This window comes from Caulobacter sp. P1_B12_2, assembly GCF_056406675.1.
The window spans coordinates 1-1,373 of the sequence record NZ_JBFTZS010000718.1 but is presented as its reverse complement, the minus strand read 5'-3'; the positions used below and the strand labels follow the sequence as shown (position 1 = coordinate 1,373).

At 71.5% G+C, this 1,373-nt stretch carries 2 protein-coding genes; both read left to right on the top strand.

The window, feature by feature from the left end; translation table 11 throughout:
* A partial coding sequence (locus tag AC1DZ6_RS25185; protein ID WP_477099819.1) for a DUF2125 domain-containing protein occupies nucleotides 1-596 on the top strand: 596 nt, incomplete at its 5' end.
* A gap of 254 nt (nucleotides 597-850) precedes the next feature.
* Nucleotides 851-1,373 (top strand): chorismate mutase (locus AC1DZ6_RS25180; RefSeq protein WP_477099818.1); only part of this gene is annotated, 523 nt, incomplete at its 3' end.

Sequence of the window (1,373 nt, the reverse complement as noted above, 5' to 3'; positions counted from 1 at the left end):
GCTTCAACCAGTATCCGCCCCGAATCTCGGTCGAGGGCGCGAACCTGGTCTTCACGCCGGCCGCCGGCGCCGCGCCCTTCCCGCTGCTGTCGGCGGCGGGTTTGCAACTGCACGTCCGTCCCGGTCCCGACGACCAGGGCGCGATCTTCTTCGAGGCCAAGGGCGCCAAGGCGCGCTTCACCGGTCTGCTGGGCCGCATCGCCGCCGACCGCACCGCCGACCTGATCTGGGACTCGAAGATCAGCAAGATCAGCGCCCTGCACGGCRCCAGCTGGTCCGACGCGGTCAGCGACTGGTCCGACGCCGGCGGGACCCTGACGGTCCAGCAAGGCAAGCTGAACGCCGGCGAGGCGCTGCTGGACGCCAAGTCGGGCGCGTTGACGGTGGACGACGACGGCCTCCTGCGCGGCGCGCTGGACGTCACGGTCCGCGAGATCCCCACGCCCGGCCAGGCGCTGAAGAGTCCCGAAGCCGCGGCGGCGGCGATCGCCCAGGCCCTGGGCCGCGACCCGACCCTCTCGGCGACCCTGAAGTTCGAGAACGGCCGCACGCGGCTGGGCCTGTTCGACACGGGACCCGCGCCGCGGGTTTACTAGCCGCCAGGACGCCCCCTCCGTCACGCCGCTTCGCGACGCGCCACCTCCCCCGTTTCACGGGTGAGGAGAAGAGCGGCGCGGCTTCCTCCTCACCCGCAACGCGGGGGAGGTGGCGCGATGCGAATACGCAGCGCGACGGAGGGGGCGTCCTCCACGCGCACAATCCCATCACGCAAGTTTATTCCCGTCACCGCGCCCTATTGCGCCTCCGGCGGCAAAGTCTATGGTCCGGCCTCCAATTTCGGGGATAAATCATGGGTAGCGACGCGGGCGATGCGACGCCTTCGCTGGACGAGGTCCGATGGCGTATCGACGCCATCGACGGTGAGCTTCTGGCCCTGCTGGACGAGCGGGCCGGCCTGGCGCGCGCCGTGGCGACGGCCAAGAAGGCGGCCGGCGACACCGGCTTTGGCCTGCGCCCCGGGCGCGAGGCGCTGATTGTCCGCAAATTGATCGACGCCCCCCGCAAGGCCGCCAGCGACGCCCTGGTCATCCGCATCTGGCGCGAGCTGATGTCGGACAGCCTGACGCGCCAGGGCCCCTATCACCTGACCGTCTGGGGCGGGAAGGATCCGGCCCGCGCCGTCGAGCTGACCCGCTTGCGGTTCGGCGTCGCTCCGCCGATGACCGTTGTCGCCACCGACAAGGACGCCCTGGCCGCCGCCAAGACCCCCTGGGGCGTCAGCGTTCTGTCCCTGGCGCCCGACAGCGCCTGGTGGGGCCGGCTGCTGGCCGAGCCGCGCCTGAAGATCTTCGCCGCCCTGCCCTGCCTGGAGC